The sequence below is a fragment of the Streptomyces sp. SID486 genome (assembly GCF_009865385.1).
GTDB lineage: Bacteria > Actinomycetota > Actinomycetes > Streptomycetales > Streptomycetaceae > Streptomyces.
The window spans coordinates 24177-46463 of the sequence record NZ_WWJT01000809.1; the positions used below are offsets into that span (position 1 = coordinate 24177).

Below are 22287 nucleotides of genomic sequence, written 5' to 3' on the forward strand. Positions count from 1 at the left end.
CGGGGTGGACGGGCGGGGCGAACCCGCTCGGGCGGGGACAAGGGAAAACGAATCGGAGTTCAGCCACGGTAGTCAGCGCGGCCGGTAGGGTTCAAGTTGTTGTCCCCAGCCTGTGGACAGTGTCTCCCGGTGACCCCTGGTTTGACCGGATGGCGTAGCCCCGCGTACCGTAACCAGGTCGAGTTGTCGATGGCTGCTGCCGCCTGCCTCCGATGGGCACAGATCACGTCAGGTGATCGGGAAGCGGTGCACTCGGGCGTGAAGCGAGCTACTCGTGGGCGCACGGTGACAGCCAGGACGGCACCCCGCCACTACCGATTCTTTCTGGAGCCCCCGAGTGAGCAAGCGCACCTTCCAGCCGAACAACCGTCGTCGCGCCAAGACCCACGGCTTCCGCCTGCGGATGCGCACCCGTGCCGGCCGCGCGATTCTCGCGTCCCGCCGCAGCAAGGGTCGCGCCAGCCTGTCCGCCTGATCCCGATCAGGTCATGACGTCGTGCTGCCCACCGAGAACCGGCTGAGGCGGCGCGAGGACTTCGCGACCGCGGTACGACGGGGGCGTCGGGCCGGACGTCCGACCCTCGTCGTCCACCTTCGTAGCGGTGCAACGGACCCGCACGCGCCTGGGGAGAGCGCTCCCCCGACGCGTGCGGGTTTCGTCGTGAGCAAGGCTGTGGGCGGTGCGGTCGTGCGCAACACGGTGAAGCGCAGACTGCGCCATCTGATGCGTGACCGAGTCGCCCTGTTCCCCCCCGGTAGCCTGGTAGTCGTACGAGCGCTGCCCGGAGCGGGTGACGCAGACCATGCACAGCTGGCCCAAGACCTGGATGCCGCCGTTCAGCGGCTACTGGGAGGGGGCGCGCGATGAAGTACCCGCTACTGGCTCTGATCAAGCTGTACCAGTGGACGATCAGTCCGCTGCTGGGGCCGGTGTGCAAGTACTACCCGTCGTGCTCCCACTACGGCTACACGGCCATCGACCGGCACGGTGCGCTCAAGGGAACGGCACTCACCGCCTGGCGCATCCTCCGGTGCAATCCGTGGTCGCTCGGCGGCGTGGACCATGTCCCGCCGCGCAAGCGCCCGCGGTGGCACGAAATGCTGCGCAACGCTTGGCGCGCACGCACGGGCGGGCCCTCCGCCGCCGAACCGGCCACCGAAGAGAAGCTCTCTTCCGAGCTTCCTCCAAGCCCGGCCGCAGAGACCTCGTCCCATGCCCAAGGAGCATGATTAGTGGACACGATTGCCAGCTTCTTCAGCTTCATCACGACACCCGTTTCATGGGTCATCGTCCAGTTCCACACGGTGTACGGAGCCATTTTCGGCCCGAACACCGGGTGGGCCTGGGGCCTGTCCATCGTGTCCCTCGTGATCCTGATCCGTATCTGCCTGATCCCGCTCTTCGTGAAGCAGATCAAGGCGACCCGGGCCATGCAGACGCTGCAGCCCGAGATGAAGAAGATCCAGGAGCGCTACAAGAACGACAAGCAGCGCCAGTCCGAAGAGATGATGAAGCTGTACAAGGAGTCGGGTACCAACCCGCTCTCCTCGTGCCTTCCCATCCTGGCGCAGTCCCCGTTCTTCTTCGCCCTGTACCACGTGCTCAACGGCATCGCGTCGGGCACGACCATCGGTGTCATCAACGAGTCGCTGCTGGCCAGCGCCCGTAAGGCACACATCTTCGGTGCCCCGCTCGCCGCGAAGTTCAAGGACGGTTCCGCCACCGTCCAGGCCCTGGGCGCCACGGTCACCGATGTGCGGGTCGTCACCGCCGTCATGATCGTGCTGATGTCGGCGTCGCAGTTCTACACGCAGCGCCAGCTGATGACGAAGAACGTCGACACCACGGTGAAGACGCCGTTCATGCAGCAGCAGAAGATGCTGATGTACGTCTTCCCCGTCATGTTCGCCGTCTTCGGTATCAACTTCCCGGTCGGTGTCCTGGTCTACTGGCTGACCACCAACGTGTGGACCATGGGCCAGCAGATGTACGTCATCCGCAACAACCCGACCCCGGGTTCCAAGGCGCAGGCCGCCTACCTGGAGCGTCTGACCAAGCACGTCACGCACCACGGCAAGATCCGCCGGCGCAGCGAGAAGGTCATCGTCAAGGCGATCGTCGCCAAGGGCCGCGACCGCAACGAGTTCGAGCGCAAGTTCATCAACTCGCTCAACAAGGCCGGTCTCGTCGCGCAGCCCGACGGCACCGTGGCGAAGAGCGCGGCTCAGGCCGTCGCCCAGTCCGTGGACGGGGCGACGACCACCGCCACCTCCACGGCGACCGCCGTGCGGCGCCAGCAGCCCAAGCGCCAGTCCAAGTCCCAGCGCCAGACCGCGCCCAGGTCCGCGGGTGACTCCCCGTCGCTGGAGAAGTCCGACGAGCCGCAGGGCGCCGAGCCCACCGCTGCCAAGCAGCCCCAGAAGCCCGGCGCCGGCACCCGCAGCAAGGCCCAGTCCGGCCAGCGCAAGGGTGGCCCGCAGCGGCCCAAGTCCCCGTCCAAGAAGTAAGAAGGAGTCCATCCCGTGACGGAAGGCACCACCTCCGCTGCTGCCGAGGGTGCAGACACCCTCACCCGCCTGGAGCAGGAGGGCGAGATCGCGGCGGACTACCTGGAGGGTCTGCTGGACATCGCCGACCTCGACGGCGACATCGACATGGACGTCGAGGCCGACCGCGCCTCCGTGTCGATCATCAGCGACACCAGCAGCCGTGACCTGAACAAGCTGGTCGGTCGCGACGGCGAGGTGCTGGAGGCGCTGCAGGAGCTGACGCGCCTGGCGGTGCACCGGGAGACCGGAGACCGCAGCCGGCTGATGCTGGACATCGCGGGATACCGGGCCCAGAAGCGATCCGAGCTGTCCGAGCTGGGTGCCAAGGCCGCCGCCGAGGTGAAGAACACCGGCGAGCCCGTGAAGATGAAGCCGATGACTCCGTTCGAGCGGAAGGTCGTGCACGACGCGATCAAGGCCGCGGGGCTGCGCAGCGAGTCCGAGGGCGAGGAGCCCCAGCGCTTCGTCGTCGTGCTGCCCGCCTGATCGGTCCCACGTTCCACCGGCCCCGTCTGTTGCGCAGGCGGGGCCGAACTTTGTCAGCCTGGTAGTTCTGGTGGCCGGTGCGCGAAGCACCGGCGCTGTACGGAAGGACGGTCCCCGTGACGGAGGCAGCGGAGCTTCCCCCCGCGCCCGAACAGGCGCGGGAAGTGTTTGGTGATCGCTTCGCGGATGCGGTCCGCTATGCGGAACTGCTCGCCGAGGCGGGCGTGCAGCGCGGGCTGATCGGCCCGCGGGAAGTGCCCCGCCTGTGGGAGCGGCACCTGCTCAACTGCGCGGTGCTCTCGGAGGCCGTCCCGGAGGGGGTGACGGTCTGTGATGTCGGCTCCGGCGCCGGGCTGCCCGGTATCCCGCTGGCTCTCGTCCGCGAGGACCTGAACATCACCCTGCTGGAGCCTCTGCTGCGGCGCACCAACTTCCTCACCGAGGTCGTCGAACTGCTCGGCCTGGACCACGTCACCGTGGTGCGCGGCCGCGCCGAGGAAGTCATGGGCAAACTGCCACCGGTCCATGTGGTGACCGCTCGTGCCGTGGCTCCGCTGGACCGCCTGGCCACCTGGGGCATTCCCCTGCTGCGTCCCTACGGCGAGATGCTGGCGCTCAAGGGCGACACCGCCGAGGAGGAGCTGAAGGCCGCAGCCACGGCCCTCAGCAAGCTCGGTGCGGTGGAGACGTCCATCCTGCATGTGGGTGAAGGCGTGGTCGATCCGCTGTCCACCGTGGTGCGGGTCGAGGTCGGGGAGAGCCCGGGCGGTGTGCGGTTCGCCGCGAAGCGCGCCAAGGCGGCTCGTACGGGCCGCGTCCGCCGCCGTCGGTGAGCCGAGCGGTGGGCAGTCGCAGAGTGAGCGTCACTGATCCGTCCTGACGACGAGACGTACTCCACACAAGCTGCCAAACCTACGCAAGCGGAGTGTCGCGAGGATCCGGTCGCGGACGCTGTGCATCGTGTTTCACGTGAAACGTCGCTCACTGCTGCACGGCATCATCAGTCGTGGCCGCGCTGCGGCCGAACCCCGCGACCGGAAACCTCTCGGTTCACTCGCAGAGGATTCCCCTTCCCCGGCGTCCCCGTCCCTCTCCAAGGGCACGGAGTTGTCCACAGAGGTGGATTTCTCCACAGAACACCCGGCCTCACTGGTTCACGACCCCGAAGACATGGGAGGCTCTGTTCATTGCGAGCCTGAAGTCGAGGAGAGTGAATCCTTGCGGTCCGACGCCAACATCGCGGGACCGATGACCGATCCGGTCCCCGGTCCCCGAACCGAGTCGATGGGGGCGGATGTTTCACGTGAAACACCGCCTCCGATGGACGACACTCCCATCGGTCGTGCGGCCCAACTGGCGGTGGAGGCTCTCGGCCGCGCCGGCGAAGGTCTGCCGCGACCGGAGCAGACCCGAGTCATCGTGGTCGCCAACCAGAAGGGCGGTGTGGGCAAGACGACGACGACCGTCAACCTTGCCGCTTCGCTGGCCCTGCACGGTGGCCGCGTTCTGGTGATCGACCTTGACCCACAGGGCAACGCGTCCACGGCTCTCGGGATCGACCATCACGCCGAAGTCCCCTCCATCTACGACGTTCTGGTGGAAAGCCGGCCTCTGGCCGAGGTCGTCCAACCCGTACCTGACGTCGAGGGCCTCTTCTGCGCCCCCGCCACCATCGATCTGGCCGGCGCGGAGATCGAGTTGGTGTCCCTGGTGGCCCGGGAGAGCCGGCTCCAGCGAGCCATCCAGGCCTACGAGCAGCCGTTGGACTACATCCTCATCGACTGCCCTCCCTCGCTCGGACTCCTCACGGTCAACGCGCTCGTCGCGGGCGCCGAGGTGCTCATCCCGATCCAGTGCGAGTACTACGCCCTGGAGGGCCTCGGTCAGCTTCTGCGTAACGTCGACCTGGTGCGGGGGCACCTCAATCCCACCCTGCATGTGTCGACCATCCTGCTCACCATGTACGACGGCCGCACGCGCCTTGCCTCGCAGGTTGCGGAGGAGGTGCGCACCCACTTCGGGGACGAGGTGCTCCGGACGAGCATTCCCCGCTCCGTCCGCATCTCCGAGGCTCCGAGCTACGGGCAGACGGTGCTGACCTACGATCCAGGATCAAGCGGTGCCCTCTCGTATCTTGAGGCGGCCCGAGAAATCGCGCTGAAGGGCGTCGGCATCAGCTACGACGGCAGCCAGGCCCACATCGGCGCCCAGAACAACCCGAACATGGTGGAGGGGATGCAGTGAGCGAGCGACGGAGGGGTCTGGGCCGCGGTCTCGGCGCACTTATCCCCGCTGCCCCGACCGAGAAGACCCCGACACCGGCGGCGATGGGGGGCGGAGCCTCCACCTCCCCGGTCTCGGTGCCGGTGCTGACGACCGACCGGGGAGTGGCTGCGGCCAAAGTGGCCACGCTGCCGCCGGTGACCCAGGACATCGAGACGGCTCCGGCAAGCCCATCCCCCGCCGAGGTGCCCGCACCTCCGATGGGTGCCCACTTCGCCGAGATTCCTCTTGACGCCATCACGCCGAACCCGCGCCAGCCGCGCGAGATCTTCGACGAGGACGCGCTCCAGGAGCTGGTCACCTCCATCCAGGAGGTCGGCCTTCTGCAGCCCGTCGTGGTGCGGCAGCTGGGACCCGCCCGCTACGAGCTGATCATGGGCGAGCGCCGCTGGCGTGCGTGCCGTGAGGCCGGTCTCGAGGCCATCCCGGCGATCGTGCGGGCCACGGATGACGAGAAGCTTCTGCTGGACGCCCTGCTGGAGAACCTCCACCGTGCCCAGCTGAACCCGATCGAAGAGGCGGCTGCCTACGACCAGCTGCTGAAGGACTTCAACTGCACGCACGATCAGCTGGCCGACCGTATCGGGCGCTCCCGCCCGCAGGTCTCCAACACCTTGCGCCTGCTGAAGCTGTCCCCGACCGTGCAGAAGAGGGTGGCGGCCGGGGTCCTCTCGGCCGGCCACGCCCGGGCGCTGCTGGCCGTCGAGGACTCTGAGGAACAGGACCGGCTGGCCCACCGGATCGTGGCCGAGGGACTGTCGGTGCGGTCCGTGGAAGAGATCGTGACGCTGATGGGCTCGCGGCCCCAGAAGGCTTCACGGGCCCGCGGCCCCCGGGCCGGCTCGGTGCCCTCACCGGCGCTGAACGAACTGGCCACCCGCCTGTCGGACCGCTTCGAAACGCGGGTGAAGGTCGAGCTGGGCCAGAAGAAGGGCAAGATCACTGTCGAGTTCGCCTCCGCGGACGACCTCGAAAGGATCCTCAGCACGCTCGCCCCGGGCGAGAGGCTGGCGCTCCAGAAGAGTCTCCAGGAGAGCGACGGCGAGGAGACGCTGGACTGATCCCTGGTCGGTGCCGCCCGAGGGTGCAGAGGAGCGGGCCGTGTCCGGTGTGTACCGGAACACGGCCCGCTCTTTGCTTTGAGGCGGTATCGAGTGAATCCCATCGTGGATACGATGCGATCAGGTATGGCACATCCACCGGACAGCAATCTGATCTGTGAGTGGGGAGTCGGGGGCCATGCGATCGATGAGCCGCACCGGACTGGTGAGCGCGGGCCTGGGCCTCGGAATGGTCGGCGGATTCGTCGGCAGTCTGCTCAGGGAACGGAGCGTGCTGAGAGCCGTTCGCGATGCGGCCGACGAAGGAAGCGAGGATCAGCCTTCATGGGGCGTCGGCTCGTGCCGCTCACTCTGGACAACCTTCAGGACCTTCCCCACCGTTGCCGCTCCTGTGTCTTCTGGGAGCTGGACCCCGTCAGTGGTGAAGCCGCACTGAAGGCTGGTACTGCCGCGCTGGAGAAGGAAGGCTGGATCTCCGCCGTCCTGCTGGACTGGGGATCGTGCGGCCGGGTGGTGTACGTCGATGACGTCCCGGCGGGGTTCGTCCTCTACGCCCCGCCGGCCTATGTGCCACGATCCACGGCCTTCCCCACGAGCCCGGTCTCGCCGGATGCCGTCCAGCTGATGACGGCGTTCGTCATGCCCGGCTACCAGGGACAAGGGCTGGGCCGGGTGCTGGTGCAGACGGTCGCCAAGGATCTGCTGCGCCGGGGGTTCAAAGCGATCGAGGCGTTCGGTGACGTTCGCTGGGAGCAGCCCGCCTGTCTGCTGCCCGCCGATCATCTGCTGGCGGTGGGCTTCAAGACGGTCCGGCAGCACCCCACGCACCCTCGGCTCCGGCTGGAGCTGCGGTCCACGCTGTCCTGGAAGGAAGACGTGGAGATGGCGCTCGACCGTCTCCTGGGCGCTGTGCAGAAGGAGCCTGCGCTCAGGCCGCTATAGCGAACGGGCCAACCCGAGGGGGTTGGCCCGTTGGTGTTTCACGTGAAACACGACTAGCTGATGAAGTCCTCGAGGTCGCGGATGAGCGCGGCCTTGGGCTTGGCGCCGACGATGGTCTTGGCAACCTCCCCGCCCTGGTAGACGTTCAGGGTCGGGATGGACATGACGCCGTACTTGGCGGCGGTGCCGGGGTTCTCGTCGATGTTCAGCTTGACGATCTCGATCTTGTCGCCGTACTCGGCGGCGATCGCCTCGAGGGACGGGGCGATCTGGCGGCACGGGCCGCACCAGGCCGCCCAGAAGTCCACCAGAACGGGCTTGTCGTTCTTAAGGACGTCCTCGTCGAAGGAGTCGTCGGTCACAGTCTTCAGGTTGCCGGCCACAGGGGGCTCCTTAGCTTGTCGTGCGGTGGGGCGGGGGAAGGGGAAGATCAGACGGCGGTCTTCTCGGGTTCCGCCTGCTCCTCGTCCGCGAGGGCGGCGAGGAAGCGTTCGGCGTCCAGAGCCGCGGAGCAGCCGGTACCTGCTGCGGTGATCGCCTGGCGGTAGGTGTGGTCGACCACGTCACCGGCGGCGAAGACCCCGGTCACATTGGTGTGGGTGGACGGAGAGGCGACCTTCAGGTAGCCCTCCTCGTCCAGGTCCAGTTGACCCTTGAACAGTTCGGTACGCGGGTCGTGGCCGATCGCGATGAACAGACCGGTCACGGCCAGGTCGGACACCTCGCCGGTCTTGAGGTTGCGCAACTTCAGGCTGGAGAGCTTCTGGTCACCCTGGATCTCGGCGACCTCGCTGTCCCAGACGAACTTGATCTTCGGGTCGGCGAAGGCACGCTCCTGCATCGCCTTGGAGGCACGCAGGGTGTCCCGGCGGTGGACGATCGTCACCGACTTGGCGAACCGCGACAGGAAGGTGGCCTCCTCCATCGCGGTGTCGCCACCGCCGATCACGGCGATGTCGTGGTCCTTGAAGAAGAAGCCGTCACAGGTGGCGCACCAGGAGACACCGCGACCCGAGAAGGCGTCCTCGTTCGGCAGACCCAGCTTGCGGTGCTGCGAGCCGGTCGTGACGATGACAGCCTTCGCCCGGTGGACCGTGCCCGCGGTGTCGGTGACGGTCTTGATCTCACCGGTCAGGTCGACGGAGACGACGTCGTCCGGAACCAGCTCGGCACCGAAGCGCTCGGCCTGCGCGCGCATGTTGTCCATGAGGTCGGGCCCCATGATGCCGTCGCGGAAGCCCGGGAAGTTCTCCACCTCGGTGGTGTTCATCAGCGCGCCACCCGCGGTGACGGCGCCCTCGAATACCAAGGGCTTCAGCGAGGCACGGGCGGTGTACAGCGCCGCCGTGTAACCTGCGGGCCCGGAGCCGATGATGATCACGTTACGGACGTCGCTCACGGCTTGATTCCTCGTCTCTGGTCTACGTCAGTGACCGGCAGGAGCCCCTTTCGGGACTCTCACCCCACCCAACGGATCCTACGGGGCGAGCATTCCCGGTGTGTCAGGGCACACGCGTGCGTCGGGGCGACCGACGGAGCGTTTCCAGCAGACTCAGGAGCGGGTGAGGGAACGCTTCAGAAGCACCTTGCCGACGGCGTCGGGTTCCTGCTGGATACACGCCGCACCGACGATGTAGGCCGTGACGTGTGAGCTGTCGCCGGCATTGGGCATCACGACCAGGTAGGCGGGCTTCCCGTCGTACGTTCCCGTCTTGGCGCCCAGGACATCGTCACTGCGGTGGAGTGCCGCCCTGACGCAGCCGGGGACGGCGACCTCGGCCTTGATCAGGGTGTTCGCACCGCGGGGCGAGTCGGGCGTGTTCTGCTCGGGGTCGTGGCCCGACCGGGGCTGCCGGCCATCGGACCCCTGCCGGGATTGCCGGCCGCCGAGCAGATCCTTCACCTGGGTCTCGACACTCGCGCCGGAGAAGGGCAGAGCGGAGGGTGTGGGCTCGCCCTGGGCGGTAGTCGTCCCGGAGGAACGATCGCCGAGCGACTGCAGCGCCAGCGTTCCGGCTCCGAGGACGGCTGCGGTCAGGAAGGCGCCCAACACCATACGGCGACGCCGACGCCCCGGCGCGGCCCCCTTGCGTCCGGGGCCGGTCGTCGCGCGAGGGCGCCCGCCCGGCCGCTCCGGGGTGGCGTGTGTTTCACGTGAAACATGAACCTCTCGCTCCTCCGGGGCTGACCCCGTCACCCCGGCGAACGCGATGTCCTGCGGTTCGGGAGCGGTGGCGCTCAGTAGTGCCTCGGCGGCGAGGGCGGCATCGATCCGACCGGCCACATCGGCCGGCATGCGCTCCGCCTCCGATACGGATCCCAGCAGGCCCCGGATCTCCTCCAGTGAGACATGGACATCGGCGCACAGCTCACACGTCTGAAGGTGACGTCGTACGTCCGCGCTGCGGGCTGGGGGGAGGAGGCCCTCGGTGAGGTCGGAGATCTCCGTGACGTCCGGGTGTCCGGCCGTGTCTGTCGTCGAGGTCACGCTCGCCCACCTCCGCCCTTCACTACGGCTGAATCACTGGGGCCTGTGCTCTCGGGGCCGCGGCTCGAAGACCCCGTTGCAGGTGGGACGGATGTCCCCGCCACCCGGTTCCGTCGTGCGCCGGGTTCTTTTCCGCTTCCGGAGCCTTCGGGGCGTAGATGCGTGAGGAGGGGCAGCAGGCGGGCTCTGCCCCTGGCGCACCGGCTCTTCACCGTGCCCGTCGGCACGTCGAGGATGCGAGCCGCTTCCGCCACCGGGTATCCCTGCATGTCCACGAGGACCAGGGCGGCTCGTTGGTCGTGTGGGAGGGTGCCGAGTGCTTCGAGGAGCTGTCGGTGCACATCGTTCCGCTCGGCCGGCGCCGAGGCCGACTCGTGCGGCTCCAGCAGCTGCTCCAGCCGCTCGGTGTCGTCGACGGGGGACGTCTTCCGGGAGGCGGCCTTGCGAGCACGGTCCAGGCAGGCGTTCACCGTGATCCGGTGCAGCCAGGTCGTGACAGCCGACTGGCCCCGGAAGGTATGGGCAGCCCGGTAGGCCGACACCAAGGCGTCCTGGACGGCGTCTGCGGCCTCCTCGCGCTCCCCCAGTGTCCGCAGGGCGACCGCCCAGAGCCGGTCCCGATGCCGCCGCACGATCTCACCGAAGGCGTCCGGATCGCCCTTCACATGACGGTCGAGGAGTTCCTTGTCGCTCGTTCCGTCGAATCCGGCGCCCTCTGCCATCTGCCCCTCCCGAGCGGAGGCCTCAGCTGGTCACCTTGATGTCGGCCACTCGGCCTCGCCAGTGGCCCCCGCCGTCCGAGGGAAGCTTGGTCAGCCACACCAGGAGATACCGGGACTTGAGGGGCTTTCCTGGGGTGAGTACCACCGTCGTACCCGAACCGTCGGCGGCCTTGGCGTAGTCCTCGAACGAGGTCGGCTCCGCTGCCGCGTCAGCGTCGGCGGCACGCAGCTCGACCGAGGTCTCGCCCACGAAGCTGACGGTCACCTTGCCGACCTGCTGGACCTTGCCCAGATCGAGGATCATGCCGACACCCGGCTTCAGGTTGCCCAACTCGGGGCTCAGGTAGAAGTCCGTCTGCCAGTAGGAGGCCGCATCCGTGTCGATGGCCTTTCCTATGTCGTCGGGCTTCTCCGACTGGTCCGGGCCGAACGGGTCGAAGTCGCGGGCGCCCTTGATCGGGACGGCCTTGCCCGACGCCGGCTTCTTCGAGCCCTTGTCCCCGTCGTCCGTCGTCCGGCTCTTGTGCGTGTCGTCGGACTTCCCGCCTCGGTCCATCAGGGCATCCGCCAACTGCCAGCTGCCCAGCCCCAGCGCGGCGATGAGCAGCGCGGAGACCGCCCACTTCAGCGCCTTGCCGGTGCGGCTCTGCAGTGGTGCCGGCGGAGCCGTGATCGGCTGCGTGGCCCCGGGGTGGGGTACCTGGCGACCGTAGGTGCCCTGCTGGTAGGTCGTGCGCTGGTACTCGGGCGGCGCCGTGAAGGAAGGCTCGGGCGGGCGGATGCGCGGCATCTCACCGATCGCCTTCACCAGCTCCTCCGGCGTGGTGCACGGAGCCTCGTGCCGGGAGGCCGTGGCCCCGTCGTTGACGAGGGCGCGCATGGTCAGCTCGGACAGGCCCCGGTGCACTCCGGCCCGCACCTGGTCCGGCGGGATGAGGCCGATGTCCTTGGGCAGGCCGGACAGGCCGTACGCGTCGTTCTCGTACGGCCAGCGCTGGGTCAGCGACGCGTACAGCAGGGCGCCGATGGCCTCGGTGTCGGCACGCTGCGGGGTCTCGGAGCCGATGCCCCGCAGCGCCGCGTTCACGGCGAGGCCGCGGATGCGCCACTGACCGGTGGAGGCGCGCAGCACGGCGTTCGGGTTCAGCCGCAGATGGGCGAGGCCCTCCCGGTGCGCGGCAGCCATGGCCGAGGCGATCTGACTGACCATCTGGTAGGCGTCGTGCGGCTCCAGGGGGCCGCCGGCCAGGAGCGTGGACAGTTCGGTCGCGTCGGGCAGCCACTCGTGGACGACGTAGACGAGGTCGTTCTCCTCGACGGCGTCGAGGACCTGGACGAAGCGCGGATCGCCGAGCAGCGCGGAGGAACGGGCGGCGGCGAGGACGGAGCGGGCCCGGGCGTGGTCCGCGGGCAGTACATGGACGCCGACGGCGCGACGGAGTTTCTCGTCGACCGCACGCCAGCTGCTGAATCCGTCCAGACGGGTGACGCACTCCTCCAGCCGGTAGCGTCTGGCGAGCTTGTGACCGCTGTGCAGTTCCGGTGGCGAGGTCTTCCGTCCGGGACCTTCGGCTCCGCCGCTCCCCTGTGCCTCGTCGCTGTCCGTGTCCCGCTCCGGGTTCTTGGCCACCCCGTCGGCCGTGGACTGGTCCGCCTTGGCGGTCAGCGGCTCTTCACCGCTGTTGTCTGCCACGTCGACGGCAGCCGTGCTCCGTTCCGCCACCGTCGTCCCTGCCTCCCCATCCGTTGCACGCTGTCCGACGCCGAAACCAATTGTGCCCACAGTCTGCCGCTATGCACGACACACGGCAGCGGACGATGGTTGTGCGCCTACCCCCGCCTCATCGGCCCAGACGCCCGCGCACCATTCCCACGAGCGAGTTCAGTTCCTCGATGCGCATCCGGCGGGCGGCGACGAAGAAGACGCCGAACAGGAGGGCACCGCCCACCAGCAGCGCGGCGAAGGAGCCGACGACGCCCTGGCCGAGCGTGTGCCCGACGCCGTAGCAGGCCGCACCGCTGAGCAGGACGGCCGGCACGGAGGCGATGCCCAGACGCGCGTACGTACGCAGCACCCGCGCCCCGTCCAGATCCCCGCCCAGCCGCTTGCGCAGCCGGCGCCAGGCGACACCCACACCGATGGCGTAGGCGAGGCCGTAGGCGGCGGCCATGCCGGCGACCGCCCAGCGCGCCGGCAGCAGGAAGTAGCACAGTGCCGCGGCGCCGGCGTTGACCGCGGCCACGATGACCGTGTTGTAGAAGGGAGTGCGGGTGTCCTCGTAGGCGTAGAAGGCGCGCAGGACGACGTACTGCACGGAGTACGGGATCAGGCCGAGGCCGAAGGCCATCAGCATGTATCCCATGTTGGTGGCCGCGTCGGTGCCGGCGGAGCCGAAGATCAGGGTGCACATCGGGATGCCGAGCGCCACGAACCCGAACGCGATGGGCACGATGGCCACCGCGGTGGTGCGCAGTCCCTGGGAGATGTCGTCGCGGATGGCGCCCCTGTCGCCCTCGGCGGCCGAGCGCGAGATGCGCGGCAGCAGGGCGGCCATCAGGGACACGGTGATGATGGCCTGGGGCAGGCCCCAGATCAGCTGGGCGTTCGCGTAGGCGGCGAAGCCGGTCCCCTTGACGCCGGAGTCCTTGCCGGCGGCGGTCGACAGCTGAGTCACCACCATGGCACCCGCCTGGTTGGCGAGGACGAACAGGACCGTCCACTTGGCGAGCATCGCGGCCTTGCCCAGGCCGTGGCCCCTCCAGTCGAAGCGCAGCCGGATCCGGAAGCCGGTCTCCCGCAGGTAGGGGATCATCGCCAGCGCCTGGACGACCAGGCCGAGCAGCACACCGACGCCGAGCAGCCGCTGGCCCTGCGGCGGGATGTTGGTGACGTCCAGGTGGGAGTTGGCGGAGGTGCCGTAGACCCAGATGAACATGCCGAGGGTCACGATGATGACGATGTTGTTCAGGACCGGCGTCCACATCATCGCGCCGAACTTGCCGCGCGCGTTGAGGATCTGACCCATCACCACGTGGATGCCCATGAAGAAGATGGAGGGCAGGAAGTAGCGGGTGAAGGTGACCGCGACGTCGTTCGCCGCCGGGTTGCTGGCGACGGGGTTGGCCAGCAGCCGTACAAGCAGCGGCGCGGCGAACATCGCGAGCCCGGTCAGCGCGGCGAGGGCGACCATCACGAGGGTCAGCAACCGGTTCGCGAAGGCCTCTCCGCCGTCCTCGTCCTCCTTCATGGAGCGCACGAGCTGCGGGACGAACACGGAGTTCAGTCCGCCGCCGACGGTGAGGATGTAGATCATCGTCGGCAGCTGGTAGGCCACCTGGAAGGAGTCGGCCAGGAAGCCGAGGCCCAGCGCGGCGGCGATCAGTGCGGAGCGGACGAAGCCGGTGAGACGGGAGACCATCGTGCCCGCCGCCATGACGGCGCTGGACTTCAGAAGTCCGGCTGCCCGGCCGCCCTTCTTCGCGGGCGCGTCGCCGCCCGCGGTCACCTCCGGCTCGACGGTCCCGACGGCCCCGAGGGCGTCCGTGGCGGCCACGGGGGACTGCGCCTGGTAGCCCGCGACGGCCGGACCGGACGGGTAGGCGGCGGACGGCGCGCCGGGGTAGCCGCCGGCATGGGGGTGGCCCTGCTGCGGGCTCTGACCGTACGGCCGGGGGTACTGACCGGCGACGTCGTGCACCCCACCGGGCGCACCGCCCTGGGGGTCCATGGGCGCATGGCCGCCGCTGTGCTGCTGGTCCTTGAAGAGATGCGCGAAGGCGTCCGGCTCGTGGTACTCCTCACCGGAGTGCGTGACCAGGTCGTCCACGCCCACGAACTGGGTCCCGCGCGGGTCCTCGCCGTACGGCAGGTACTGGGTGGCGCCGCCCGGCTCCGGCGCGGGGGTCTGCGCCCAGACACGGGGGTCGGGGGCATAGGGCGACTGGGCGGGCGGCGCGTACGGCGGCTGCTGCGGGTCGTACGTCCCCGGGGGCGGCGGCGGGTGCGCGGCGCGGTCGTACAGCGCCTCGGCGACCGGGTCCTGGGCCGCCAGGTCGTGGGCCCGGTAGGGGTCCTGTTCGTAGGCGTCCTGGAGATACATGTCCGCCGCGTGCTGTGGCGGCACCTGGCCGGGCTCGGGCGGCGGCTCGGGGTAGCCCGAGCCGGCCGCGCCCTGGCCGCTGTCACCGTCATACGGCGCGTTCATGCTTACCCCACCTCATCGTCCCGGGCCCACCGGCCACGACTTCGCTCAACGGTCCACTCTCTCACCCGTCCCGGACGGGTCGGCGCTTTCCGGTGCGGTGTCCGGCGCAGGGTCACTCGGCTGCACCGGGTCGCCTGCCCCGGTGGCGGAGTCGGACTCCTCCGGGAGACGGCCCCCGGGCGCCTCGGGGTTCCCGGGCTCGTCCGGTTCTTCGCCCGCGGTGCCGGGGCCGTCGTCCCCGGCCTGCCGGGCGGCGGCGCGCTTGCGCTGGGTGTACATCCGGAAACCGGCGAGGACGAGGAGCAGGACGCCACCGCCGATGACCAGCATCACCGTGGGCGTGACCTCGGTGACCTTCACGTCGAAGGTGACGGGTTCGCCGTACCGTACGCCGTCCTCGGTGTAGAGCTGGGCGATGACCGCGACCCGGCCGTTGGCGTTGGCCGAGGTGGTGAACTTCACCGACTGGCTGTGGCCGCCGGAGATCTCCACGGGCTGTTCGTCGTAGGCCTTGCCACCGATCTTCAGGCGGGTCGGCATGGTCGACTCCAGGCGCAGCACCAGGTGGCCGACGGGCTGGACGAGGTTGTTCTGGACCGTCACCGGGATCGTGGCGCTGCGGCCCGAGAGCTTGGTCTCGGACTTGTCGATCAGCTTGACCTGGTCGGCCAGCTCGTCGAGCCATGCCTCCACGGCACCGCGGTAGCGGTCCGCCTCACCGCCGCGGCCGCGCCAGGAGACGGACATCTCCCGGTTTATCGCCCGGCCGAAGGGGGTCACCACGCGGGACTGGTCGGTGAGGACCACGCGGAAGCCGTCGAGCTTGCTCTGGGTGCGGGCGATCTGTTCGAAGGCCGTCCTCGGCAGCTCCTGCCGGCGCAGCGAGGAGGGGTACTCGGACGCCGAGGGGATGCGCGTGGTGGCGTCCGGGTCGGGCTTGTCCTTGGACGTCGCGGTGAGGTCCTGGGCCTGGGTCCAGGTGCCGCCCTGGAGGGCCGTCAGTGCTGCCGCCATGGCCTGGGCCTGGCTCGCCGTGGGCATGCGCTGCGGGGCGACGACGATACTGCGCTGCTTGTCCGTCTGCGTGTTCAGCTGGAGGCTCTGCGCGAGGAACCGCTGCACGGCGAGCGTGGCCGCACCCGCCTTCGTCAGGTCGCCTTCGAACGCCGTCGACAGCCGGCTGTCGGCGACCACCGCGGTGGTGCCTCCGCCGACCGGGCGGGCGGCGGACGGCGTGTACGACAGACCGGCGGTCTCCCGGAGGCTGTCGCTGCGGGCGATCACCCGGTCGGCTCCGGCGGAGGTCGCGACCTTCATGATCGAGGGATCCACGGCGCCGTTGACCGGCCAGGCGAAGTCGGTGCTCGGGGTGACGTGGAGCACGGTCTTGACGGTGGTCGCGGCGACATCGGTGGCGTCCTTGAGATGGCTGAGCGAGCCGGTGACGCGGGTGCCGTTGTGTGCCAGGGAAGCCAGGTCGGGGTCGGCGAAGGGCAGGGCGACGACCTCCTTGCCGGCCACCGCCTTCTGCAGGGACGCCAGCCACTGCTTGGCGATCGCCTGGTTCTCCCGGGAGCCGGGCGTGCTGGTGCCGCCGGGACCCTGGATCCGGTAGTTGCCGACCGCCATCGCGTCGACCGAGGCCAGCAGGTCCGGGTCGATCACCCACGTGATGTCGAGGTCCTTGCCCAGGTCCACCATCTGCGCCAGCCGGCCGCCGGGTGCCAGTTCCTTGGCCAGACCGTCGTCGAGGAACTCCGGCGTCTGCAGGTCGCCGGCGCCCGTCTTGGCCGACATGTGGACGGCGGAGAGCAGCGGCCACAGGAACGTCGTCTTCGTCTTGGTGTCGGCGTCCGAGGGCTGCCAGGGCAGGAGCGTCCGCCGGATCCCCAGGAGCTGGTCCCACTGCTGGGCCGAGGTCTGGCCGGACAGGGCCACATCCAGCTCGTAGACGCCGTCCTCGCCCAGGTCGAGCTTGTCCGTGGGGACGGAGATGCTGAAGTGCTCGGCGACGCCCGGGGCCAGCTTGTCGAAGTCCTCTTCGTACTTCCCGCCGACCTCGGTGCCGGAGCCGCCCTGCGCCTCGTCGGAGTGCCGGGTCACGGAGTCGATGGCCGAGCGGGTGGTCAGTGAGGGGCCCACGCGCAGGCCCACGTGGGCGTCGGTGACGGTCTGCCTGCCGTTGTTGGTCACGGTGCCCGACACGGTCAGAGTGTCGCCGTCCGTCGGGGCACTGGGGCTGAGCGAGTCGACGGAGACGGAGACCGTGTCGGACCCGGCGGCCTGCGCGGGGCCGGCGGCAGGCAGCTGAAGCACACCGGCCAGCAGGGGCGTACCCGCGAGAAGTGCTCCGGCCCGCCGCAACCAGCGGCGGGCAGGTGAGGCACTGGTCCCCTGGAAGTCAGCCGCCTCGGCCACGCGCTCGCCCGTCCCTCGTCGTCAGTGGTCGTCGGAATGTGCGTCCACGCATGGTAACGATGCGCGCTGAACGGAAGTGCCGCGGTCTCCTTCACAAGATCGAAGGGCAGCCGCCGGACCGTCCCCTATATCCAGTATCGAGGGGAGCGCGGGCGTACGCCGCAAGAGCAGTGCTTGCGGGAGTATGCGGGCAGCTGTCCGCGCCGCATGCGTGGCGGCCGCGTCCGGACCACGACGCAGGCGCCCCAGCTCGCGCGGGGCACGTACCCTCTTCTGTTGTGCCGAACCCGAACGAAGACACTCCCTCTGCCCTGAGCCAGGCGCAGCAGCGCGCGGTCGCCGAGCTGCTGCGGGTGGCCCCCGTCGCCGACGACCTCGCCCGCCGATTCCAGGAAGCCGGCTTCTCGCTCGCCCTGGTCGGCGGTTCGGTCCGTGACGCGCTGCTCGGCCGGCTCGGCAACGACCTGGACTTCACCACCGACGCCCGCCCCGAGGACGTACTGAAGATCGTCCGGCCGTGGGCGGACGCCGTCTGGGAGGTGGGCATCGCCTTCGGGACGGTCGGCGCGCAGAAGTCCGCCCGTGTCGAAGGCGCGGACTGGAACTTCCAGATCGAGATCACCACCTACCGGTCGGAGGCGTACGACCGCACCTCGCGCAAGCCGGAGGTGTCGTACGGCGACTCCATCGAGGAGGATCTGGTCCGCCGCGACTTCACCGTCAACGCGATGGCCGTGGCGCTGCCGGAGAAGGAGTTCATCGACCCGCACGGTGGTCTGGAGGATCTCGCGGCGCGTGTCCTGCGGACGCCGGGCACTCCCGAGGAGTCCTTCTCGGACGATCCGCTGCGCATGATGCGAGCCGCCCGGTTCGCCGCCCAGCTCGACTTCGAGGTCGCCCCCGAGGTCGTCACCGCCATGACCGAGATGGCCGCGCGTATCGAGATCGTCTCGGCGGAACGGGTCCGTGACGAGCTGAACAAGCTGATCCTGTCGGCGCACCCCCGCAAGGGACTGGCGCTGCTGGTCGACACCGGGCTGGCCGGCCATGTCCTGCCCGAGCTGCCGGCGCTGCGTCTGGAGAGTGACGAGCACCACCGGCACAAGGACGTCTACGAGCACACGCTGATCGTCCTGGAGCAGGCGATCGAGCTGGAGCAGGACGGTCCCGACCTCACCCTGCGGCTGGCCGCCCTGCTGCACGACATCGGCAAGCCGCGCACGCGCCGCTTCGAGACGGACGGCCGGGTCTCCTTCCATCACCACGAGGTGGTGGGCGCCAAGATGACCAAGAAGCGCATGACCGCCCTGAAGTACTCCAACGAGCTGGTGAAGGACGTCTCGCGGCTGGTCGAGCTGCACCTGCGCTTCCACGGCTACGGCACCGGCGAGTGGACGGACTCGGCGGTCCGCCGGTACGTCCGTGACGCTGGCCCGCTGCTGGAGCGCCTGCACAAGCTGACCCGCTCGGACTGCACGACGCGCAACAAGCGGAAGGCGGTGGCGCTGTCCCGGGCGTACGACGGCCTGGAGGAGCGCATCGCCCAGCTGAAGGACCAGGAGGAGCTGGACGCCATCCGGCCCGACCTCGACGGCAACCAGATCATGGAGATCCTGGGAGTCGGCCCGGGGCCGGCCGTCGGCAAGGCGTACAAGCACATGCTGGAGCTACGCCTGGAGAACGGCCCGATGGAGCACGGCGCGGCGGTGGCCGCTCTCAAGGAGTGGTGGGCCGCGCAGGGCTGATCCCGTCCGGTCGATGTTTCACGTGAAACATCACTCGGGGACCAGTGGCACCGAGGGGCGATGTTTCACGTGAAACGTCGCCCCTCACTCCGTTTCGGCGATGTCTGACAGGTGCTCGTCGGCTGACCGGCGTTCGGAGCGGACCAAGGCCAGGGTGATCGCCCCGTAGACGGCGGCGACGAGGACCACCAGCATCGTGGAGCGGCCATCGGGCGGAAGCATCAGCGCCGCCACGCCTGCCGCTCCCACGAAGGCGACGTTGAACAGCACGTCGTACACGGAGAAGATCCGGCCGCGGAAGGCGTCCTCGACGCAGGTCTGGACGACCGTGTCCGTGGCGATCTTCGCTCCCTGGGTGATCAGGCCGAGCACGAAGGCCGCCACCATCAGGGGGCCGGTGGTGAAGGGAAGACCCAGAGCGGGTTCCAGCACCGTGGCGGTGCCGGCGCACGCCGTGATCCAGCGAACCGGCCCGAGCCGCCCGACCGCCCAGGGCGTCACCGCGGCCGCCGCGAAGAATCCTGCCCCGGACAGGGCCAGCGCCGTGCCGAGCAGCCGCATTCCTCCGTCCGGGGTGTCGGACAGGGTGTAACGGCAGAGCATGAGCAGCAGGACGAGGAGGGCGCCGTAGCAGAAGCGCATCAGCGTCATCGCGGCCAGAGCCCGGGCCACCTCCCGGCGTCGGGGGGCCGCCAGATGCCGGACGGCCGCGAGCAGCTCGCGTGCCGTCTCGGCGAGCGTGGTGCCGAGGCGGGGCCGGTCCGGGTGCCGGTCGGGCCCGAGGAGGGCGGAAGGCAGGCGGAGGGAACCGAGTCCGGCGCACAGGTAGAGGAAGGCGCCGAGCAGCACCACGACCGCGTCGGAGTCCGACACCACGATCCGTACGCCGAAGGCCAGGCCGCCGCCGGCGGTCGCGGCGAGTGTGCCGGCCGTCGGCGACAGCGAGTTGGCCACCACCAGGCGCTCGGTGTCGACGACCCGGGGAAGGGCCGCCGACAGCCCCGCGAGAACGAAGCGGTTGACGGCCGTGACGCACAGCGCGGAGGCGTAGAAGAGCCAGTCGGGGGCGTGGCCGATCATCAGGGCCGCGGTGGCCGCGGCCAGCAGGGCCCGCAGCAGGTTGCCGTAGACGAAGACCTGACGGCGCCGCCAGCGGTCGAGCAGGACGCCGGCGAAGGGGCCGACCAGCGAATAGGGGAGCAGCAGGACCGCCATCGCCGAGGCGATCGCGGTGGCCGAGGTCTGCTTCTCCGGCGAGAAGACGACGTACGCGGCGAGCGCGACCTGGTAGACGCCGTCGGCGCCCTGGGACAGGAGGCGGACGTACAGCAGGCGCCGGAAGTACCGCAGGCGCACCAGCAGGCGCAGGTCACGTACGACGGGCATGGGCGACAGCCTCACATATGCGGAAGGTCCCCGGGTCGGTGGACCCGGGGACCTTCACAGCCCTGGCAGGAGCGTTCTCGTGCGAGCGTGCTCAGCGCCTCAGCGCTCGACCTCACCGCTGATGAACTTCTCGACGTTCTCGCGGGCCTCGTCGTCGAAGTACTGGACCGGCGGGGACTTCATGAAGTACGAGGACGCCGACAGGATCGGGCCGCCGATACCGCGGTCCTTGGCGATCTTCGCGGCGCGCAGGGCGTCGATGATGACACCCGCGGAGTTCGGGGAGTCCCAGACCTCGAGCTTGTACTCCAGGTTCAGCGGGACGTCACCGAAGGCACGGCCCTCGAGGCGGACGTAGGCCCACTTGCGGTCGTCCAGCCAGGCGACGTAGTCGGACGGGCCGATGTGGACGTTCTTCTCGCCGAGGTCCCGGTCGGGGATCTGGGAGGTGACGGCCTGCGTCTTGGAGATCTTCTTGGACTCCAGGCGCTCGCGCTCGAGCATGTTCTTGAAGTCCATGTTGCCGCCGACGTTCAGCTGCATCGTGCGGTCCAGGATCACACCACGGTCCTCGAACAGCTTCGCCATGACGCGGTGCGTGATGGTGGCGCCGACCTGGGACTTGATGTCGTCACCGACGATCGGGACGCCCGCCTCGGTGAACTTGTCCGCCCACTCCTTGGTGCCGGCGATGAAGACCGGGAGGGCGTTGACGAAGGCGACCTTGGCGTCGATGGCGCACTGGGCGTAGAACTTCGCCGCGTCCTCGGAGCCCACGGGGAGGTAGCAGACCAGGACGTCGACCTGCTTGTCCTTCAGGATCTGGACGATGTCGACCGGCTCGGCGTCGGACTCCTCGATGGTCTGGCGGTAGTACTTGCCGAGACCGTCGAGGGTGTGGCCGCGCTGGACGGTGACACCGGTGTTGGGCACGTCGCAGATCTTGATGGTGTTGTTCTCGGAGGCGCCGATCGCGTCCGCGAGGTCGAGGCCGACCTTCTTGGCGTCGACGTCGAACGCGGCGACGAACTCGACGTCGCGCACGTGGTAGTCACCGAACTGCACGTGCATCAGGCCGGGCACCTTGGACGCCGGGTCGGCGTCCTTGTAGTACTCGACTCCCTGCACCAGCGACGCCGCGCAGTTGCCCACGCCGACGATGGCTACGCGAACCGAACCCATTCCGGTTGCTCCCTGTGTGTACGAGTGAGGCCCTGATTGGGTCTCACGTGGCGGTGTCGTCGGACGTATCCGTCCGGGGGGTGTCCCCGGGACGGGGCAGGCCGCCCGTCGATCCAGTGGTGGTGTCCTGCTGAGCGGACTCTCCGGACACGGAACCCCGCAGGTCCCGTCCGGCCCGCTCGCTCTCGATGAGCTCGTTCAGCCAGCGCACTTCGCGCTCCACGGACTCCATCCCGTGGCGCTGGAGCTCGAGCGTGTAGTCGTCGAGGCGTTCCCGGGTGCGCCCCAGCGAGGCGCGCATCTTCTCCAGGCGCTCTTCCAGGCGGCTGCGCCGGCCCTCCAGGACGCGCATGCGGACATCGCGCGAGGTCTGCCCGAAGAAGGCGAACCGTGCGGCGAAGTGCTCGTCCTCGTAGGCGTCGGGGCCGGTCTGCGAGAGCAGTTCCTCGAAGTGTTCCTTGCCTTCCGCCGTCAGCCGGTAAACGATCTTGGCGCGGCGTCCGGCGAGTGGGGCGGCGACTGCGTCGTCGTGCGTGTGTCCGGGTTCCTCGATCAGCCAGCCGTTGGTGACCAGCGTCTTGAGGCAGGGGTACAGCGTCCCGTAGCTGAACGCGCGGAACACACCCAGTGACGTGTTCAGCCGCTTGCGCAGCTCATAGCCGTGCATCGGGGACTCCCGCAGCAGGCCGAGTACGGCGAACTCGAGGATGCCGGAGCGCCGGCTCATCGTCGCCTCCTCTCGGCCCCGCAGGTCGGTCCCGCAGGTCTCGCAGTGCCTGTCAGCGACTTTATCTCGCGCTGATGTATCGGTTCGATACA

20 protein-coding genes are annotated in these 22287 nt (G+C 69.2%); 10 read left to right on the forward strand and 10 right to left on the reverse strand.

Features of this window, described 5'->3' with window-relative positions; all coding sequences use genetic code 11:
- Positions 1–337: 337 nt before the first annotated feature.
- The 9 genes from rpmH to GT045_RS38305 all read left to right on the forward strand — a co-directional run bounded on the left by rpmH (position 338) and on the right by GT045_RS38305 (position 7322).
- Positions 338–475 carry a 50S ribosomal protein L34 gene (gene rpmH / locus GT045_RS38265; protein WP_006348049.1) on the forward strand — a complete coding sequence of 46 codons (138 nt, stop codon included), beginning with the start codon at positions 338–340 and terminating at the stop codon, positions 473–475.
- A 21-nt stretch (positions 476–496) separates the two neighbouring features.
- Positions 497–868 carry a ribonuclease P protein component gene (gene rnpA / locus GT045_RS38270; protein ID WP_161291834.1) on the forward strand — a complete coding sequence of 124 codons (372 nt, stop codon included), beginning with the start codon at positions 497–499 and terminating at the stop codon, positions 866–868.
- Positions 865–1230 (forward strand): membrane protein insertion efficiency factor YidD, encoded by a 366-nt coding sequence (gene yidD, locus GT045_RS38275; RefSeq protein ID WP_161291836.1) that lies wholly within the window; start codon positions 865–867, stop codon positions 1228–1230. Before rnpA ends, yidD begins: the two co-directional genes overlap by 4 nt.
- A 3-nt stretch (positions 1231–1233) precedes the next feature.
- Positions 1234–2508 (forward strand): membrane protein insertase YidC, encoded by a 1275-nt coding sequence (gene yidC, locus GT045_RS38280; RefSeq protein WP_161337022.1) that lies wholly within the window; start codon positions 1234–1236, stop codon positions 2506–2508.
- A gap of 15 nt (positions 2509–2523) precedes the next feature.
- Entirely contained in the window at positions 2524–3036 is a 513-nt protein-coding gene (locus tag GT045_RS38285) for a R3H domain-containing nucleic acid-binding protein (RefSeq protein ID WP_161291840.1), read from the forward strand.
- A gap of 116 nt (positions 3037–3152) precedes the next feature.
- Positions 3153–3869, forward strand: coding sequence for a 16S rRNA (guanine(527)-N(7))-methyltransferase RsmG (gene rsmG, locus GT045_RS38290; protein ID WP_161291842.1), 717 nt, complete (start codon positions 3153–3155; stop codon positions 3867–3869).
- A gap of 337 nt (positions 3870–4206) precedes the next feature.
- Positions 4207–5280 carry a ParA family protein gene (locus GT045_RS38295; RefSeq protein WP_161291872.1) on the forward strand — a complete coding sequence of 358 codons (1074 nt, stop codon included), beginning with the start codon at positions 4207–4209 and terminating at the stop codon, positions 5278–5280.
- A complete protein-coding gene (locus GT045_RS38300; protein WP_161337023.1) occupies positions 5277–6380 on the forward strand; it encodes a ParB/RepB/Spo0J family partition protein in 1104 nt (367 codons plus the stop codon). The genes GT045_RS38295 and GT045_RS38300 overlap by 4 nt, the downstream gene beginning before the upstream one ends.
- A gap of 324 nt (positions 6381–6704) precedes the next feature.
- Complete coding sequence (locus tag GT045_RS38305) at positions 6705–7322, forward strand: GNAT family N-acetyltransferase (RefSeq protein ID WP_161291846.1); 618 nt, start codon at positions 6705–6707, stop codon at positions 7320–7322.
- A gap of 53 nt (positions 7323–7375) precedes the next feature.
- Here GT045_RS38305 and trxA read toward each other — a convergent pair whose 3' ends face one another.
- From trxA to GT045_RS38340, 7 genes are all read right to left on the reverse strand, one after another.
- A complete protein-coding gene (gene trxA / locus GT045_RS38310; RefSeq protein ID WP_161291848.1) occupies positions 7376–7705 on the reverse strand; it encodes a thioredoxin in 330 nt (109 codons plus the stop codon).
- Between the two features lie 47 nt (positions 7706–7752).
- Positions 7753–8721 (reverse strand): thioredoxin-disulfide reductase, encoded by a 969-nt coding sequence (gene trxB, locus GT045_RS38315; RefSeq protein WP_161291849.1) that lies wholly within the window; start codon positions 8719–8721, stop codon positions 7753–7755.
- 153 nt (positions 8722–8874) lie between these two features.
- Positions 8875–9810, reverse strand: a complete 936-nt coding sequence (locus GT045_RS38320) for a hypothetical protein (RefSeq protein ID WP_161337024.1) — start codon at positions 9808–9810, stop codon at positions 8875–8877.
- Positions 9807–10532 carry an RNA polymerase sigma factor SigM gene (gene sigM, locus GT045_RS38325; protein WP_161291853.1) on the reverse strand — a complete coding sequence of 242 codons (726 nt, stop codon included), beginning with the start codon at positions 10530–10532 and terminating at the stop codon, positions 9807–9809. The genes GT045_RS38320 and sigM overlap by 4 nt, the downstream gene beginning before the upstream one ends.
- Positions 10533–10554: 22 nt before the next feature.
- Entirely contained in the window at positions 10555–12255 is a 1701-nt protein-coding gene (locus GT045_RS38330; RefSeq protein ID WP_161337025.1) for a protein kinase family protein, read from the reverse strand.
- A gap of 118 nt (positions 12256–12373) precedes the next feature.
- Complete coding sequence (gene murJ / locus GT045_RS38335; RefSeq protein ID WP_161291858.1) at positions 12374–14737, reverse strand: murein biosynthesis integral membrane protein MurJ; 2364 nt, start codon at positions 14735–14737, stop codon at positions 12374–12376.
- Positions 14738–14782: 45 nt separating this feature from the next.
- Positions 14783–17155, reverse strand: a complete 2373-nt coding sequence (locus GT045_RS38340; protein ID WP_161291860.1) for a DUF6049 family protein — start codon at positions 17153–17155, stop codon at positions 14783–14785.
- A gap of 278 nt (positions 17156–17433) precedes the next feature.
- Here GT045_RS38340 and GT045_RS38345 point away from each other — a divergent pair, with 278 nt between their 5' ends.
- Positions 17434–18900, forward strand: a complete 1467-nt coding sequence (locus tag GT045_RS38345) for a CCA tRNA nucleotidyltransferase (RefSeq protein WP_161337026.1) — start codon at positions 17434–17436, stop codon at positions 18898–18900.
- Positions 18901–18984: 84 nt separating this feature from the next.
- Here the strand turns inward: GT045_RS38345 and GT045_RS38350 are convergent, their stop codons facing one another.
- The 3 genes from GT045_RS38350 to GT045_RS38360 all read right to left on the reverse strand — a co-directional run bounded on the left by GT045_RS38350 (position 18985) and on the right by GT045_RS38360 (position 22195).
- Positions 18985–20286: an MFS transporter gene (locus GT045_RS38350; protein ID WP_161337027.1), complete on the reverse strand. Its 1302-nt coding sequence runs from the start codon at positions 20284–20286 to the stop codon at positions 18985–18987.
- A 99-nt stretch (positions 20287–20385) separates the two neighbouring features.
- On the reverse strand, positions 20386–21468 hold the full coding sequence (locus GT045_RS38355) for an inositol-3-phosphate synthase (RefSeq protein ID WP_161291866.1): 1083 nt from the start codon (positions 21466–21468) through the stop codon (positions 20386–20388).
- A gap of 43 nt (positions 21469–21511) precedes the next feature.
- Entirely contained in the window at positions 21512–22195 is a 684-nt protein-coding gene (locus GT045_RS38360; protein ID WP_161291868.1) for a PadR family transcriptional regulator, read from the reverse strand.
- Between the last annotated feature and the right edge of the window lie 92 nt (positions 22196–22287).

What these genes read in the sequence shown, in the direction of transcription:
- GT045_RS38355 (WP_161291866.1), bottom strand. Translation starts at nt 21,468, where the DNA reads ATGGGTTCGGTTCGCGTAGCCATCGTCGGCGTGGGCAACTGCGCGGCG.
- GT045_RS38305 (WP_161291846.1), top strand. Translation starts at nt 6,705, where the DNA reads ATGGGGCGTCGGCTCGTGCCGCTCACTCTGGACAACCTTCAGGACCTT.
- GT045_RS38295 (WP_161291872.1), top strand. Translation starts at nt 4,207, where the DNA reads ATGGGAGGCTCTGTTCATTGCGAGCCTGAAGTCGAGGAGAGTGAATCC.
- sigM (WP_161291853.1), bottom strand. Translation starts at nt 10,532, where the DNA reads ATGGCAGAGGGCGCCGGATTCGACGGAACGAGCGACAAGGAACTCCTC.
- murJ (WP_161291858.1), bottom strand. Translation starts at nt 14,737, where the DNA reads ATGAACGCGCCGTATGACGGTGACAGCGGCCAGGGCGCGGCCGGCTCG.
- GT045_RS38350 (WP_161337027.1), bottom strand. Translation starts at nt 20,286, where the DNA reads ATGCCCGTCGTACGTGACCTGCGCCTGCTGGTGCGCCTGCGGTACTTC.
- GT045_RS38360 (WP_161291868.1), bottom strand. Translation starts at nt 22,195, where the DNA reads ATGAGCCGGCGCTCCGGCATCCTCGAGTTCGCCGTACTCGGCCTGCTG.
- yidD (WP_161291836.1), top strand. Translation starts at nt 865, where the DNA reads ATGAAGTACCCGCTACTGGCTCTGATCAAGCTGTACCAGTGGACGATC.